We start from the raw sequence: 1,494 nt of genomic DNA on the forward strand, positions 1-1,494 counted from the left end.
CCTAATAAGGATGTTCCCCAAAAGAACTGGTTTTTTGAAATTCGGCATATTTAAACCTGTTATATTCAACAATTTTTTCTCTATCAATTTCAATATCATAAGGAAAAACGAATATAAGCTCGGCAATGTAGCTGGTCATTTCTTCAATATCATTCATTGTGATCACTTGCTATCTCTCCTCCTGATTGCATCATTCAAAGCTGGCTCAATGTTTTGTCGGAATTGATTTATTCTATTTAATAACGCTTGCTTATCGTTATCGCTTAATGTTGAGTTTTTAATTTTCCTTTCTAATTTTTTTGCTTTTTTTAAAAGATTTTCTGTCTTTTGGATATGGTTTGACGGATGTTTAACACCCACTTCCTTACCAGTTCTTGCATATTCCTCAAGTGCACCTTTTAAGCCTCCTCGACTTTCAGCCTCTCTGCCTGTGTAATTTGCAATTCCTTCAATATCAGAAATTTCATTTTCGTACTGCTTTTTGATTTCATTAAGATCGCGTTTAGGTTTTTCAGGTTTATCCGCGTTATTAGATACTTTATCTGTATCATCAGGCGTTTTATTAAAATTAGATTTCCTACCATTATCAACTACTTTATTATTATCAGTATTTTTGCTTACATCAGACTTACGAGGTGCAGGCAACGCCCTTTGTTCAGTCACCCCTGCATAACTAACATTTTTACCATTGGGCAAAGTTGCCTCCACTCCCTTGCCTGTTAGTCGTGCAATTGTCCCTGCCGGCAGGGTTGTTCCATTGGACAGATTCTGTGCCTGTGTGAGCTTAACGGTTTGATTAGGTATCAATGTTCCACTGGTAAAATCAAATGCTTTTCCATTTGGAACAATTGGTGCTTGTTTTTTTATTTCTGCTGCCAGTTGTGTAGCAGATAACTTACCTGCGCGGTACAGTTTATATTTGTTAGCCAATTTACTAGGGATACGTCCTGCTAGCTCCATTACTGGCAATTGATACCACATTAACCGTTGTTGGGTTGCATGGTTGTATTCATATATTCTACCTGCTTCAAAATCTCTCCCTTGTAAACGTAGCAGGGCTATACGGTTAGTCTCCATTTGTTGATCGTCTAGTGGGCCCACTTCATCACTGGCAGACGAATCATAGACGTATCTCGGCAAGGAAATTATGCCTTTCCCAATTATCTTTGGATCATTATGTGCATCGTTACTGCTATCTTTATAGCCTTGTTCCATTCCTCTTTTAAAATCCATTGAGGCATTACGGTTTTCAATCTGAATACTATGCAAGAATTTATTTATTTCGTTTTTGTTTTTATCGGTATAGGTACTAAATAATGTTTTTAAATTTCGGTCTTGATCTAAATATTCACGATTAGTAGCTGTAAAGAATTGATGACTTGCACCAAAATTATCTAGATAATGAAATCTAGATGTGTTTTGAGATAAAAACTGTTCTGCAAGTTCATTGCGTCCATGCAGTATTGCCCATTCGCTGTCCACCATCGCGGCAGC

1 protein-coding gene is annotated in these 1,494 nt (G+C 37.0%); it reads right to left on the reverse strand.

Annotated elements, in window-relative coordinates; all coding sequences use genetic code 11:
- Positions 1-162 precede the first annotated feature (162 nt).
- The coding region (locus ACTHUE_RS18710) for a hypothetical protein (protein WP_440424156.1) at positions 163-1,494 on the reverse strand (1,332 nt) is incomplete at its 5' end.

The sequence above is a fragment of the Neisseria sp. P0021.S005 genome (assembly GCF_051956955.1).